Annotated in this window: 12 protein-coding genes and 1 pseudogene; 9 read left to right on the top strand and 4 right to left on the bottom strand. The window is 68.8% G+C overall.

The annotated features are described in order from the left end of the window. Position 1: 1 nt before the first annotated feature. Both QTI45_RS34505 and QTI45_RS34500 read left to right on the top strand, forming a co-directional pair. Complete coding sequence (locus QTI45_RS34505; protein ID WP_286372598.1) at positions 2–970, top strand: Bug family tripartite tricarboxylate transporter substrate binding protein; 969 nt, start codon at positions 2–4, stop codon at positions 968–970. A 5-nt stretch (positions 971–975) separates the two neighbouring features. Beyond that, positions 976–2,292, top strand: a complete 1,317-nt coding sequence (locus QTI45_RS34500) for a sulfatase family protein (protein WP_286657552.1) — start codon at positions 976–978, stop codon at positions 2,290–2,292. Between the two features lie 67 nt (positions 2,293–2,359). On the opposite strand, the gene QTI45_RS34495 is transcribed toward QTI45_RS34500, so the two are convergent. Beyond that, positions 2,360–2,581, bottom strand: a complete 222-nt coding sequence (locus tag QTI45_RS34495) for a hypothetical protein (RefSeq protein WP_286372600.1) — start codon at positions 2,579–2,581, stop codon at positions 2,360–2,362. A 76-nt stretch (positions 2,582–2,657) separates the two neighbouring features. Beyond that, positions 2,658–3,536 (bottom strand): EamA family transporter, encoded by an 879-nt coding sequence (locus QTI45_RS34490; protein ID WP_286657551.1) that lies wholly within the window; start codon positions 3,534–3,536, stop codon positions 2,658–2,660. A gap of 72 nt (positions 3,537–3,608) precedes the next feature. On the opposite strand from QTI45_RS34490, the gene QTI45_RS34485 reads away from it, so the two are divergent. Then, the gene (locus QTI45_RS34485; protein ID WP_286657550.1) at positions 3,609–4,121 is read left to right on the top strand and encodes a MarR family winged helix-turn-helix transcriptional regulator; all 513 of its coding nucleotides are present in this window, start codon (positions 3,609–3,611) and stop codon (positions 4,119–4,121) included. A gap of 15 nt (positions 4,122–4,136) precedes the next feature. On the opposite strand, the gene QTI45_RS34480 is transcribed toward QTI45_RS34485, so the two are convergent. Next, positions 4,137–5,096, bottom strand: a complete 960-nt coding sequence (locus QTI45_RS34480) for an AraC family transcriptional regulator (RefSeq protein ID WP_286657549.1) — start codon at positions 5,094–5,096, stop codon at positions 4,137–4,139. Positions 5,097–5,163: 67 nt separating this feature from the next. Here QTI45_RS34480 and QTI45_RS34475 point away from each other — a divergent pair, with 67 nt between their 5' ends. The 3 genes from QTI45_RS34475 to QTI45_RS34465 all read left to right on the top strand — a co-directional run bounded on the left by QTI45_RS34475 (position 5,164) and on the right by QTI45_RS34465 (position 7,221). Further along, positions 5,164–5,742 carry a PadR family transcriptional regulator gene (locus QTI45_RS34475; protein ID WP_286657548.1) on the top strand — a complete coding sequence of 193 codons (579 nt, stop codon included), beginning with the start codon at positions 5,164–5,166 and terminating at the stop codon, positions 5,740–5,742. Positions 5,743–5,747: 5 nt separating this feature from the next. After that, entirely contained in the window at positions 5,748–6,581 is an 834-nt protein-coding gene (locus QTI45_RS34470; protein ID WP_286657547.1) for a siderophore-interacting protein, read from the top strand. A gap of 127 nt (positions 6,582–6,708) precedes the next feature. Beyond that, positions 6,709–7,221, top strand: a complete 513-nt coding sequence (locus tag QTI45_RS34465; RefSeq protein WP_286657546.1) for a hypothetical protein — start codon at positions 6,709–6,711, stop codon at positions 7,219–7,221. A gap of 44 nt (positions 7,222–7,265) precedes the next feature. Here QTI45_RS34465 and QTI45_RS34460 read toward each other — a convergent pair whose 3' ends face one another. Next, entirely contained in the window at positions 7,266–9,341 is a 2,076-nt protein-coding gene (locus tag QTI45_RS34460) for an O-linked N-acetylglucosamine transferase, SPINDLY family protein (protein ID WP_286657545.1), read from the bottom strand. Positions 9,342–10,069: 728 nt separating this feature from the next. Here QTI45_RS34460 and QTI45_RS34455 point away from each other — a divergent pair. The 3 genes and pseudogenes from QTI45_RS34455 (at position 10,070) to QTI45_RS34445 (ending at position 12,476) form a co-directional block, all read left to right on the top strand. Further along, positions 10,070–10,498, top strand: coding sequence for a helix-hairpin-helix domain-containing protein (locus QTI45_RS34455; RefSeq protein WP_286657544.1), 429 nt, complete (start codon positions 10,070–10,072; stop codon positions 10,496–10,498). A gap of 330 nt (positions 10,499–10,828) precedes the next feature. Beyond that, positions 10,829–11,323, top strand: a pseudogene (locus QTI45_RS34450) (N-acetyltransferase); the annotation flags it as partial. A gap of 283 nt (positions 11,324–11,606) precedes the next feature. Then, on the top strand, positions 11,607–12,476 hold the full coding sequence (locus tag QTI45_RS34445) for a hypothetical protein (RefSeq protein WP_286657543.1): 870 nt from the start codon (positions 11,607–11,609) through the stop codon (positions 12,474–12,476). Positions 12,477–12,487 lie beyond the last annotated feature (11 nt).

The following is a 12,487-nucleotide window of genomic DNA, read 5'->3' as shown; positions in this document are numbered from 1 at the left end:
CATGTTTTCTCGTCGAATCATCCCCCGCCTCGCTGCCGCGCTCGCTCTCGGCGCCTCCCTGGGCGTGCAGGCCCAGGCCCTCGAAGGCGGACCGCTGCGCATCGTGGTGGGCTACGCCGCCGGCGGCGCCACCGACCGCGTGGCGCGCATCGTCGGCGACAAGCTGCAGGCCAAGCTGGGGGTTCCGGTGGTGGTCGACAACAAGCCCGGTGCCGGCGGCCGGCTGGCGGCGCAGCAGGTCAAGGCGACGCCGCCCGGCCAGAACGTGCTGATGGTCGCCAACCCGGCCGTGATGGTGGTGGCGCCGCTGGTCTTCAAGGACAACGGCTACGACGCCGAGCGCGACTTCGTGCCGGTCTCGCACGTCAACGACTACGAGTTCGCGCTCGCGGTCTCGACCGCGGTCCCGGTGCGCGAACTGTCGCACCTGCTGGCCTGGATGCGCGCCAACCCCGAGAAGGCCAACTTCGGCGTGCCGGCGACCGGCAGCCTGCCGCACTTCTTCGGCCTCATGATGGGCGACAAGGCCAAGGTGCGCGCCGAGGTGATCGGCTACCGCGGCTCCGCCCCGCTGCTGACCGACCTGATCGGCGGCCAGGTGCCGATGGCCTTCGACACCTTCGACGTCGACCTGCCGCAGCACCAGGCCGGCAAGATTCGCATCCTGGCGGTTTCGGGGGCCAAGCGCTCGCCCTTCGCGCCCGAGATCCCGACCTTCAGGGAAGCCGGGCTCGACCTGGTCGCCACCGGCTGGAACACCTTCTTCGCGCCGGCCGGCATGCCGAAGGACAAGGTCGCGCGGATTTCGCAGGCGATCCGCGAAGTGATGCAGGACCCCGACACCCAGCGCCGCTTCAAGGACACGCTGATGACGCCGGTGGTCAGCACCCAGGCCCAGACCGAGGCCATGCTCAAGGCCTACCGCGCGCAATGGGCGCCGGTGGTGCAGAAATCCGGCTACCAACCTTGAACCACATGCAAAGACCCAACATCATCTTCATCGTCGCCGACGACCTCGGCCATGCCGACCTCGGCTGCTACGGCGGCCGCGATGCGGCTTTCGGCCCGGTCTCGCCGGTGCTCGACGGCCTGGCGGCGAAGGGCATCCGCCTCACGCAGGGCTATGCCAATTCGCCGGTGTGCTCGCCGACCCGCTTCGCGATGATCACGGCCCGCTACCAGTACCGGCTGCGCGGCGCGGCCGAGGAGCCGATCAACAGCAAGAGCCGCGGCAGCGCCACGCTGGGCCTGCCGGCCGACCACCCGACCCTGCCCTCGCTGCTGCGCGGCGCCGGCTACCGCACGGCGCTGGTCGGCAAGTGGCACCTGGGCTATCCGCCGAACTTCGGCCCGCTGCGCTCGGGCTACGAGGAGTTCTTCGGCCCGATGTCGGGCGGCGTCGACTACTTCACGCACTGCGACTCGAGCGGCCGGCACGACCTCTGGTCGGGCGAGGCGGACAGCCCGCAGGAGGGCTACCTGACCGACCTGCTGTCGCGCCGCGCGGTCGACTATGTCGAGCGGATGGCGCAGCAAGTGGCGCCCTTCTTCCTGAGCCTGCACTACACGGCGCCGCACTGGCCCTGGGAAACGCGCGACGACGCGGCCAAGGCGCCGGCCGTGAAGGACAACCTGTTCGACCTCGCGGGCGGCAACATCGAAACCTACCGCCGCATGATCCACCACATGGACGAGGGCATCGGCTGGATCATGGCCGCGCTCGAGAAGCACGGCATGGCCGACAACACGCTGGTGGTGTTCACCAGCGACAACGGCGGCGAGCGCTTCTCGGACAACTGGCCGCTGGTCGGCGGCAAGATGGACCTGACCGAAGGCGGCATCCGGGTGCCCTGGATCGCGCACTGGCCGAAGGTGATCGCCGCCGGCTCGGTCAGCGAGCAGCAGTGCCTGACGATGGACTGGTCGGCCACGATGCTCGACGCGGCCGGCGTGCAGGCCGACCCGCAGTACCCGCTGGACGGCGTGTCGCTGCTGCCGGTGCTGCGCGATCCGGGTCAGACCTTCGCGCGGCCGCTGCACTGGCGCATGAACCATCGCGGTCAGCGTGCGCTGCGCGACGGCGACTGGAAGTACCTGCAGGTCGACGGCAACGAGTATCTGTTCAACATCCCGGCCGACGAGCGCGAACGGGCCAATCAGGCGAAGAAGGAGCCCGGGCGCCTGGCCGCGATGCGCGAATCCTGGCTGGCCTGGAATGCGATGATGCCGCCGATTCCCGAAGATGCAACCGTGAGCCTCGGCTACTCCGTCAAGGACATGCCGGGCAGATAGGCTCGCCCGAGGTTGCGCCGGGCGTGAAAAAGCCCGCCGGAGCGGGCTCTTCCGGAGACCGCTCGACTCAGCTTGCTTGCAGGGCTTGCGCGGGGCGCTGGGCCGAGGCGCGCAGGAAGTGCACCGTGCGCACCAGGGTCCAGAAGGCGGCGCGCAGGCGCTTCAGGGCCGGGGCGAACACCGAGGGCTCGTCGCGACCGAGGTGGTTGGCCTCGTCGTTGGCGAGGTCGCGCTCGAAGGCGTCGGTGAACTTGGGGTTGCGGGGGAAATAAGCAGTGGAAGCGGTCATGGGCTCTATTTTAGGGGTTTACCCTAGTTTTCAAGACCCTTGGCCCGGATGACCACGCGCCCGAAACGGCAATTCGTCACGTTCTGGCGGCCTCTGCGGCGCTGGAAGCCCATTGCACGGTCAGGATGCTGCCCAGCACCAGCAGCAAGCCGACCAGCGACAGCCCCGTCATCGACTGACCCAGCAGGGCCCAGCCGAGGGTCACCGCCGTCAGGGGGCTCAGCAGGCCCAGCGAGGACACCGCCACCGGGGGCAGCTTCGCGATGCCGCGAAACCACAAGGCATAGGCCAGCATGGCGCCGACCAGCGAAAGGTAGGCGTAGGCCAGCCCCTGGCTCGCGCTGAGGGCCTCGAGCGGTGGATCGATGGCCCAGGCCAGCGGCAGCAGGATCAGGCCGCCGGCCAGCAATTGCCAGCCGGTGAAGGCCAGCAGCGGCACCTCCGGACGCCAGCGCCGCGCCAGGAAAGTGCCCGCCGCCATGCACGCCGCCCCGGCCAGCGCCGCGGCGATGCCGATCGGATCCCAGGCGGCCCCCGGCGACAGCAGCAGCGCCGCCATCCCGAGGATCCCGGTCAGCGCGGCCGCCACCGCCAGTCGGGCGGGCCGGCGTCCGTCCAGCGCCCAGGCCAGGCCCATCACCAGCAGCGGCTGGATCGCGCCGACCACTGCCGCCAGGCCGCCGGGCAGCCGGTACGCCGCCACGAACAGCAGGGCCTGGAAGAAACCGATGTTGAGCGCCGACAGCAGCGCCAGCCTGCCCCAGTCCCGCCGCGCGGGCAGTTGCCGCACGAACAGCGTGAGCAACAGGCCCGCCGGCAGGCAGCGCAGCAGCGCCGCAGTGAACGGCCGGTCGGGTGGCAGCAGTTCGGTGGCGACGATGTAGGTCGAGCCCCAGATGACGGGCGCGAGCGCCGTCAGCAGGATCTCGCTCCAGCGAAGAGGCTTGGATTTCATCTTCATTTATCTTCAATTCAAGATATCAAGCCTAGCAGATAATCTCGACTTCAAGATAAATGAGGTTTGAGAATGGGTACGCAGCGAGAGCCCGACGCGGTGGATGCCATCCTGGCCCAGTGGCACCGGGAGCGGCCCGACCTGGACGTCACGCCCATGGGGCCGATCGGGCGCATCAACCGCTGCTCCGCGCTGCTGCAACGCAGGCTGGACCAGACCTTCTCGGCCTTCGGGCTGACGAATTGGGAGTTCGATGTGCTGGCCACCCTGCGCCGCTCCGGCGCGCCGTTCCGGCTGGCGCCGACCACGCTGTTCTCGGCCTTGATGGTCAGCTCCGGCACCATGACGCACCGGCTCAAGGGCCTCGAGGCGCGCGGCCTGGTGCAGCGCCTGGCCCATCCTGACGACGCCCGCAGCCTGCTGGTGCAGTTGACTCCCGACGGGCTCGCGCTGATCGACCGCGCGGTGGCGGCACACGTGGCGAACGAGCATCGGATCCTGGCCGGCTTCAAGGGGTCCGAGCTTTCAGCCCTGGACGCGCGCCTGTCGAAACTGCTGGCGCTGCTCGAATCCGCCGGCGAGTGACGCCCGAGCGATGCCCTACAGCGCCCGCACGGGCATGCACAGTTCGCACTCGAAGGCGCCGGTCTCGGCATCGATCGCGAAATCCTTGCCGTAAACCTCGACCGGCGGCGCTTCGTCGGCCTGGAAGCCGCTGTCGGGCAGCCAGTCGCACAGCCGGACCCAGGCGCCATGGATCTCGCCCGAAGTGCCCGAGAACCCGACGCAGGCGAAGCGCCCGCCCCTGAGCGCCTGCACGCCGATTTCGCCGGCGGGCCGGAAATCGGCGTCGACCTCGATACAGGCGTCGTAGCGGCATACAGCCGGCGGCGTGAGGTCCGCGTTGTCCTGGCTGATGCCGTACATCAGGCGGCGCGGCTGCATGAACCCCTGCCCGGCGCACCAGCCTGCGAAGCGCTGCCACAACTGCGCGATGCCCGAGCTCCCATAGGGGCCGACATGCCGCATGTAGGCGACGCGTGCTGGCGCGAGGAGCTTGATCTCGACCTTCATCGGCGCTCCTGAACTGCGAGGGAGCGGAGCCTGCGGCCAGGAATGCGCATCCTGGCCGAAGGCGTCGATGACGGCTCGAGGACTCATGCGGTCCGCTTGATGGATCTTGCGCAGCTGCATGCGGCGGCCCTCTGCCCAGGCGCGGAAGGCGCCGCGCCGCCAGGCCGTCGGCGTGACATCGAAATGGGCGCTGAACGCGCGCGTGAACACCGCCGCCGACCCGAAGCCGACATCGAGCGCGATCGCCAGCACGGTTTCGGGCGGCGCGATCAGGAGCCGCGCGGCCGCCACCTCCAGCCGCCGCCGCCGCACCCGGTCGGCCAGCGTCTCGCCGGTCATGGACTGGAACACGCGATGGAAATGCCAGGCCGAAAAGTGCGCCACCGAGGCCAGCGTCGCCAGGTCGAGCGGCTCTGCCAGATGGCTGTCGATGTGATCGGTCACGCGGTTGATGCGCGCGACGTAGGCACGACGCGGGTCGTCCACGACTTGACTCCGATGCTATTTCGATATATCTTTACTGAATCAGATAACAGATTGAAGGATCTCTTCCATGCGAACTCACAGGGGCTTTTTACACGGCAATCCACGCGGCGAACACGGCGACGGGCTGGGTGGCGGACGAGCCGGCGCGATCGACCACCGGGGTGGGCGAGGCGGTGGCGGCGGCCGGATCTTCGGCCACGGCGGGCTGCGCTTCGTGCTGCTGCAACTGATCGCCGACAAGCCGAGCCACGGCTACGAACTCATCAAGGCCATCGAGGAACGTCTGGGCGGCCGCTACAGCCCGAGCCCCGGCATCGTCTACCCCACCCTGACGCTGCTCGAGGAACTGGGCTATGTCAGCGTCGATGCCGCGGATGGCGGCGGACGCAAGCGCTACAGCGTCACGGCGGCCGGCCTCGATTTCCTGGCTGCCAACCGCGCGATCACCGACGAGATGATGGCCCGCATGTCGGGCGGCGTCGACGGTGCCGGCCCGCGCGCCGGCCGGCCGCCCCAGGTGGTCCGCGCACTCGAGAACCTCAAGCTCGCGATGCGCCTGCGCCTGGCGGCCCCCCTCACCGAACAACAGGCCCACGAATTCGCCGCGGTGCTCGACAGCGCCGCACAGCAACTGGAACGCATTTGAACGCCATGAACGAACCCTCTTCCGTTTCCCCCGCCCCCGACCGTCTGCCGCGCCGCGTGCGCCACGAACTGCGCTTTCGCAAGCTCGAGGTGCGTGCGGTGCAGCGCATCACGCCGCACCTGATCCGCATCACGCTCGGCGGCGACGACCTGGCGGGCTTCAACAGCCCCGGCTTCGACGACCACGCGAAGCTGTTCTTCCCCGACCCGGCGACCGGGCAGCTCACGGTGCCCACGTCAGGACCCGAAGGCCCGGTCTGGCCGCCCGGCCAGAAGCCGGCGATGCGCGACTACACGCCGCGCCGCCACGACAGCGCCGCAGGCACGCTCGAGATCGACTTCGCGCTGCACGATGCCGGTCCGGCCACGCAATGGGCCGAATCGGTCCGCCCCGGCGAGATGGTGGGCGTGGGCGGCCCGCGCGGATCCTTCATCATCCCTACCGCCTTCGACTGGCACCTGCTGGTCGGCGACGACACCGCCCTGCCCGCGATCTCGCGGCGCCTGGCCGAACTGCCGGCCGGCTCGCGTGCCGTGGTGCTGGCCGAAGTCGACAGCGAAGCCGACGAGATCCCCTTCGAGACCCAGGCCGCGCTCGAACTCCGATGGGTGCACCGGCGCGGCGCCGAGCCCGGCACCGGATCGCCGCTGCTCGATGCGCTGCGCGGCATGCAGTTGCCCGAGGGCGATTTCCATGCCTGGGTGGCCTGCGAGTCCGGGGCCGCCAAGACCCTCCGCAGCCACCTGGTGGGTGAGCGGGGCGCGCATCCGAAATGGGTCAAGGCCGCCGGTTACTGGCGCCGCGGCAGCGCGGCCACGCACGACACGCACGACGACTGACTCGCAGCCCCCCCCCAAACGCGCTATGCCACGCGGCCGTTTGACGGTGCCCCTGCAGCGCTCGAAAATCCAGCCTTCTGAGTACTTACGAATTAATTGCTGACGAAGCCAAGGGGGCGAGCAAGAGATGAGCATCGGACCTGCACACTGGCAGTTGCTGATTGCCGTGTTGACCGGGGCGCTGCTGCTGGCAGTTGCCATGTGGGGTTGGCGGCGAGTCGCGATGCGCCGCGAGGCGGAGCGGCGCATCGAAGCCGCGAGAGTGCGCTCCGGCCATGTGCCGCTGGAGATCCCGACCGTGCGTGGCGGGCCCGGGCCGGCGGGCGACTCGGTCCCCGACACCTTGCCCGAATGGTTCATCCAGGGCAAGGGCGAGCACGCCGTCGTCGACGAAACCCCTCGTATCCGGGTCCGCTATGTCGACGGCCACGACCGCAAGATCGAATGCGTGCTGCAGGTCGATCATCTCGACCTGCAGAAGAAGCTGATCATCGGCCACGGGGAGCTCCCCGGCGACGCGCGACGGCTGCAGTTGCATCGCATCATCTCCGCCCGCATCGCGGACTCGGGCCAGCGCTTCAACGTCGACACCTGGGTCGATGCGGTGCGCGTCGCCCGCCGGCGCCGCGGCCAGGCCTGAGCCTGGAAGCCAGGGACTCGCGGCGCGGTCTTGCCGAGGGTGAATCAGCCGGCGATCCGGATGTGATCCGGCGGCAGGCCCTGGCTGTGCCGCTGCCACATGGCATCGAATGCCGACTCGAGCCGCCGTGCAAAGCGCTCCGAATCGAACAGCGGCGCCGTCGTGCGCAGATGCTGAAGCCGCTCGCGCAGCGCGGCCAGGCGCTGCGGCGAGCCCGCCAGTTCGAGGGCGAGGCCCTCGTACGCCGCCACGCTGCGGGTCACGAGTTCGGGCAGACCGACCGCCGCCAGCAGGCTGGCACCGACGCGCGCCGGGAAACTGGCGCCGGCCAGCGTCAGCACCGGGACGCCGCCCCACAGCGCGTCGCAGCAGGTCGTGTGCGCGTTGTAGTGGAAGGTGTCCAGAAACAGGTCGGCATGCCGGTGGCGCGCCAGGTGGTCGGCCAGCGGCAGGCGTCCGGCCCAGACGATGCGCTGCGGATCGACGCCGCGCCGGACTGCCTCGGCGACCAGCGCACGCTGGGCCTCGTCGTTGCTCTTGAGCAGCCACAGCACGCTGCCGGGCACGGCGCGCAGCAGGCGCATCCAGACCTCGAACACATCGGGCGTGATCTTGTGGTTGCTGTTGAAGCAGGCAAACACCATGGCGTCCGCCGGCAGGCCCTGGTCGGCGCGAGTGCCCGGCGCGCTGCCGATCGCCTTGGTGTCGTCGTTGGGGAAATAGCTGTCGGGCAGCCAGACCACCTTTTCCGCGTAGTGGCCGAATTCGTCCTCCGGGATGACGGTCGCGTCGGCCAGGATGTAGTCCATGAAATCGCAGCCCATCGACCCCGGAAAGCCCAGGTAGTTGACCTGCACCGGCGCCGCGCGGCCGGCGAAGATGTTCGGCCGCCCGCCCTCGCTGAAGCCGTTGAGGTCCACTGCGATGTCGATGCCCTGTGCCCGCGCCAGCGCCGCGATCTCGGCGTCGCTGCGCGCGGCAACGTTGCCGAAGTGCTCCAGCGCCGCGGCGATGCGCGCGCCGACGGCGTCCGGCGGATGCGTGCCGAGCGCGAAGCCGAAGGTCTCGTAGCGGTCGCGGTCATGGCATTCGAGCACGCGGGCGATCAGCTGCGACATCGGATGGTTGCGGAAGTCCGACGAGAAGTAGCCCACGCGCAGGCGGCGTGCCGCATCGCGAGGCGCGGCGGCGCTCACCGCCAGCGGCTGCGGCGGACACTGGTCCTGCGCATAGATGCGCGCCGATCGCAGCAGGACGGCCGGGCCGGCGGGCACCGGCATCAGGGTGAAGGGCGTCGCGGCCCTTTCGCCGGCTTCGACCCGGGCCAGCGTCCGCTCCACCTGCTGCGCCCATTCGTCCCACCGGCACACCGCCATCGCGGCGTGCAGCCGGTGCCCGGCCAGGTAGTCCCATTGCGGCGCCAGCCGCTCGACCTGGTCGTAGCACGACAGCGCCTCGGCCGGCCGCTTGAGCAGCGTCAGCGTGGTGGCCTGGTTCATCCATGTCGGGACGTCCTGCGGCGCGAGGGCCAAGGCCCGGCGGTAGCTTTCGAGGGCTTCGCCGCCGCGGCCGAGTTCGGTCAGCGCGGCGCCGCGATCGGCCCAGTCCTTCACGCGCCCAGGAGCGAGCGCCAACGCGCGCTCGTAGTGCGGCAAGGCGTCGCTGAACCGGTGGAGGGCGGCCAGCGTGCCGGCGAGGTTGGACTGCAGGTCCGGGGAGCGGGGATTCAGCCGCTCGGCGCGGCGAAAGGCATCCAGCGCCTTCTCGTGTTCGCCAAGGGCACCGTGGGCCACGCCCAGTTCGTGCAAGCCCTCGAAGTAGGTGCCCGCCAGCTTGAGCGAACGGCCGAAGGAGCCGATGGCCTCGCGTGCGCGGCCCTGCTGCAGGTGTACTCGTCCGAGATAGAACAGCGCCTCCGGGGAGCAGGAAGGCAAGGCCGCGGCCTTCTGCAGCCAATCCTCGCAGGCCGCGAGCTCCTGGCGGTTGCCGCAGATGTAGGCAAGCAGTTCGCAGGCCCGGCCGTTGCGCGGATCGAGCTCGAACGCCTGGCGCAGCAAGGCCTCGGCCTGCGCGATCCGTCCGGCACGGAAATGGGTCTCTGCCTGTGCGACCAGTTGCATGAGGTCTTCGTCCAGCGCTGCGAAAAACAAGGTCCGGGCAGAAGCACAGCGCGAGGCGCCCTCCCCGCATCGTCCACGCCTATCGGGCGCCGCCATTGTGCGGCCCCGTCCCGCTGGAAGACAAGCTCGGGTCCGCCGCCGCAGGCAGCTGGCCGGCTACACGGCCACTCGAGTTGCCTGCGAGCAGATGAGATCACATCGCCTAACACCATCGCCTTGACCTCGCGCTCGGTGTTCGTCGTGGGATAGTCGGACGACCTCTTGCCACCAAGCACCAGAAACTCGGACGCGTCTGGTGCGGTGTTTGGCAAGTTCATGCCGATAGTCGATGGCCTGCGTGCAATCCTCGCGCTGGAGGGTCTGGTTAGAGATCTAGAGCGAAAACTCAGGACCGAACAGCCAGAGATTTTCGCTCGATCGACTTGTGCATGGCCGCCATGCCTGAGCGATTTGCATCTCTCGTCCCTACTGAACCTTGTGAGAGCAACCTTGAGCAGTGGTTGCGCGCTCTCCTGTACACGCCCCGGGAGTTCGCAGTTTTCCTTGAACGCATCCCCTCCGGTCGTCAGGTGCTCGCGGAGTCCATCAGCCTCGATCTCCATGCAGCCGCTTCAGCAGCTTCGGGGGGGAAAAATCTGAGCCGCGTGAGCGCTAGGGAATCTCCCTAACCATCAGTCGGCGTTGCAGCGTTGAAACTGTGAGAGCACATCAAAAAAAAAGGAACCCGAATGCCCAGGAGGATCGAGTCGGTTCAGGACCTCGCACAACTTCCACAGCCTGAGCTTCTTCCCTGTTTGATGGCGTTGCGAAAAGCGATAGAAAAAGCCAGGCAATGCCACGCTGACGATTGTCTCCATGGCCGATCCCCAGCAGAAGCGCCACTGCGCTTCGACGCGTTTGAATGGGGCGTCCGGAGAAAGACGGGGGATCTCGATCAACCCATTCGATTGGACCCGTCCACGCCCATCGACGAGATTCCATTGAGGAGAGAGGCCCGGGCCGCACTCAACAGCTTGGGGATTTACTACGTAGAGGACCTGTCGGCGATCAGCGAGCAGGAGCTGCTGGTCAAGAATTCGATAGGGCGCCAGACCGCGGGGCGCCTGAGAGCGGCGTTGCTCCGAGTCGGCATGGATTTTCTGCCGAACGACAGTTGAGCGCCCAAGCGGACGGATGGCCCGGAATCCTTGCTTAAAAAAAAAAAGAAACCCGCGGGATGCGGGCTTGAGGGCTGCCGCGAGTCAAGAGGAACCGAGGAGGGCGGCAACAGCGTGAGTATCTGCGCTCCCGAGCACAAAGGGGCAGGGCCCCGGAGAGACCAGACCAATACGGCGTAGTCGGGGACGTTTCCAAGCGTAAGAACACGCCTCTATGGCAACGGACCCAAGGCCAGTGTCACGCTCGGGAACTCCTAGGCACCGCAGTTCGCATCGGCTCCCTCTTTCAGCGCAAAAATCTCGACTGCTGGCGGCCGAGCCGCACCTCAGCGGCCGGTTCCCCGGCTGCACGGCATTCCGCGGATTCTGCTGGACGACCCCGACCTGGTGATCCGCCATCGCGAGGCCGATGGCGAGTTCTATGTCTACGTCGAGGACGTCCGCCGCCGGCAACTGGCCGGCTACACGGTCTTCAACCGCCTGATCGAAGTGCATCGGCGCGCCGACCGCTACGTGCGCGCCCCGCACTCCAAGTACGACCCGCAGTACCAGCGGCGCGGGCTGGCCACCGCCATCTACCGCTGGGGGCTGGATGCGGGACTGTGCATGCTCACCGGTGCGCGCCAGTCGCCGGCCGCCCATGCGCTGTGGCACAAGCTGGCCGCCCGGTACGAGCTGGGCTACGTCGACCTGCGCGACAAGACCTTGACCTATCTGGGCCCCGAGATCTCGCCGCAAGTGCTGGGCGACCTGCACACGCGCATGCTGCTGCTGGGCCGCGGCTGGACGCTCGGCAAGTTCTCGGCGGCCACCGGGATGCGCTGACATCGTGGAGATGCCGTACCGGCGGAAGGAATCACCTGCCCCGATATAATCGCCGCCCTCACGGTCCCGCCCATGCTGAACAGCCCGCACGCCAACTCCTGCCGCCCCGCCCTGCGTGGCGCAGCGGCGCGCGCACGTTCGGCTTGCGGTTCGACCGCCCTGCTTTCCCACGCCGTGCGGGGAAAGCAGGAAGCAGCCACTTCCTGATCTCCCTCGCACGGCCGCCTGCACGCCTGCGCCGCGAAGTGTTCGCGGCGTTCAACTTTGCACGCCCGGGATCGTCATGGAACTCACCAAGAATTTCGTCAAGGCCAAGCGCCCCTGCGCCGACGGCTACCGCTGGTTCATCCGCCACGGACAAGACAACTGCGACTATCAACACCTGCTCGACGCGCTGGTCGCCGACGGCCGCATCGACGACGCCTGCTGGCTGCTGACCCAGTTCGGCCCGACGGACGCGGTGCTCGCGCTCGATGCGCTCGAGGCCGATGCGATCGTCTTTGCCGGCTCGCTGCAGGTGCGCACCGGCATCGATGTCGAGGGCATCGTGCGTGCCGGCCGCGCGATCCGCGCGGGCGCAGGCATCCGTGCCGGCGGAGCGATCGGCGCCGGCGAGGACATCGAGTCCGGCGCCGGCATCTTCGGGGGCGCCGCGCTCGACGCCGGCGGCCACGTCAAGGCCCGTTGGGGCGTCGAGGCCGAAGGCCCGATCCGCTGCGGCGGCAATCTGCGCGCCGGCTGGGACCTGCGTGGCGCCGACGCCATCGAGATCGCGGGCAACGCATGGGTCGGGCAGAACCTGATCGCCCAGGGTGCGCTGCGCTGCGGCAAGGGCATCAGGGCCGGCGGCGGCGTCGATGCCCGCGGCACGGTGTGCGCGGGCCACGGCATCGAGGCCGGCGGCTCGATCGAATGCGGCCGCCACCTGGAGGCGGGCTGGGGCATCCGCTCGCGCGGCGCGATCCTCGCCGAGGGCGCGATCAAGGCCGGCGAGAGCCTGCATGCGGAGGACGAGATACGCGCCGGCGCCGGCTACGGGATCTTCGCGGGGCTGGATGTGCAGATCGACGCCTGGAAGGCCAGCGCAAAGGTGTTCGCAGGGCGCAGACCCGAGGGACTGATGAGCGGGTGGTGGGAAGGATCCGTCGTGTAGCCGCCGGTGCT

The organism is Variovorax saccharolyticus (genome assembly GCF_030316765.1).
In the GTDB taxonomy this organism is placed as follows: Bacteria; Pseudomonadota; Gammaproteobacteria; order Burkholderiales; family Burkholderiaceae_C; genus Variovorax; species Variovorax saccharolyticus.
Note: the sequence above shows the minus strand (reverse complement) of the source record. Positions and strands in the feature narration are given on the sequence as shown.

Excerpts from the sequence above, each read along its gene's own strand:
- QTI45_RS34490 (WP_286657551.1), bottom strand. The coding sequence starts at position 3,536 with ATGAAATCCAAGCCTCTTCGCTGGAGCGAGATCCTGCTGACGGCGCTC.
- QTI45_RS34475 (WP_286657548.1), top strand. The coding sequence starts at position 5,164 with ATGCGAACTCACAGGGGCTTTTTACACGGCAATCCACGCGGCGAACAC.
- QTI45_RS34495 (WP_286372600.1), bottom strand. The coding sequence starts at position 2,581 with ATGACCGCTTCCACTGCTTATTTCCCCCGCAACCCCAAGTTCACCGAC.
- QTI45_RS34470 (WP_286657547.1), top strand. The coding sequence starts at position 5,748 with ATGAACGAACCCTCTTCCGTTTCCCCCGCCCCCGACCGTCTGCCGCGC.
- QTI45_RS34445 (WP_286657543.1), top strand. The coding sequence starts at position 11,607 with ATGGAACTCACCAAGAATTTCGTCAAGGCCAAGCGCCCCTGCGCCGAC.
- QTI45_RS34500 (WP_286657552.1), top strand. The coding sequence starts at position 976 with ATGCAAAGACCCAACATCATCTTCATCGTCGCCGACGACCTCGGCCAT.
- QTI45_RS34465 (WP_286657546.1), top strand. The coding sequence starts at position 6,709 with ATGAGCATCGGACCTGCACACTGGCAGTTGCTGATTGCCGTGTTGACC.
- QTI45_RS34455 (WP_286657544.1), top strand. The coding sequence starts at position 10,070 with ATGCCCAGGAGGATCGAGTCGGTTCAGGACCTCGCACAACTTCCACAG.
- QTI45_RS34460 (WP_286657545.1), bottom strand. The coding sequence starts at position 9,341 with ATGCAACTGGTCGCACAGGCAGAGACCCATTTCCGTGCCGGACGGATC.
- QTI45_RS34505 (WP_286372598.1), top strand. The coding sequence starts at position 2 with ATGTTTTCTCGTCGAATCATCCCCCGCCTCGCTGCCGCGCTCGCTCTC.
- QTI45_RS34485 (WP_286657550.1), top strand. The coding sequence starts at position 3,609 with ATGGGTACGCAGCGAGAGCCCGACGCGGTGGATGCCATCCTGGCCCAG.